The 675-nt window shown below is 31.3% G+C and carries 1 protein-coding gene; it reads right to left on the reverse strand.

Features of this window, described 5'->3' with window-relative positions; genetic code table 11:
- Positions 1-604, reverse strand: a 604-nt coding sequence (locus GQR46_RS20315; protein WP_206009744.1) for a hypothetical protein, incomplete at its 3' end; no start/stop codon positions are given.
- Positions 605-675 lie beyond the last annotated feature (71 nt).

Here is a 675-nt window from a genome sequence, read left to right on the forward strand (position 1 = left end):
AATATAAAATATGTTTTTTATTTATTTTCTTATTGATTCTATTCGTATACGTTTTTAACGTAAAAAATAGCCAGAGAGAAGGAATAAACCAAGAAAGTGCCCCGGCATAAACTCTGGTCTGTGATGTTGCTTGCGTAAACTCGAATAAAATAATAATACTAAATAGCAAAGTCACACCACTAATCACTTGTGCTAAAAAGTATTTATGTACTTGCCTAGAAGCTTGAGCTATAGAGAAGTTAAGCATAAGTAACACATAGCAAAATGATGCTAAAGCCGATATTGCTATGTGGTTTTCACCTAATAACAAGGAGATTGTAATAATTACTAAACATAGTGCTGCACTTATAGTTACAGCAATACGTCTGAGTATACTGATCGACCTGAAACCATACCTGTGATAATAGCGGGCAATTGCACCATCCATTGACAATAGTATAACTACAGAGGCTATTGCGATAATTGACTGATACAAAGAAAAATTAGCTAACTCATTTACTCCCATTTTTTTAGCCATATAAGGAAGTAAAAAAACAGGTATACCTTTACTTATTACTTCTCCTAAAAGGTATAAATATGACTCTTTTAAGATTATTTTTGACAAATTTTTGATCTCTGATTAAATGCTAAAAAGCGACATATAGAAAAGAAAAAGTAATATTCAAGGTTTAACAC

The organism is Pseudoalteromonas sp. Z1A6, from assembly GCF_011378745.1.
In the GTDB taxonomy this organism is placed as follows: domain Bacteria; phylum Pseudomonadota; class Gammaproteobacteria; order Enterobacterales; family Alteromonadaceae; genus Pseudoalteromonas; species Pseudoalteromonas arctica.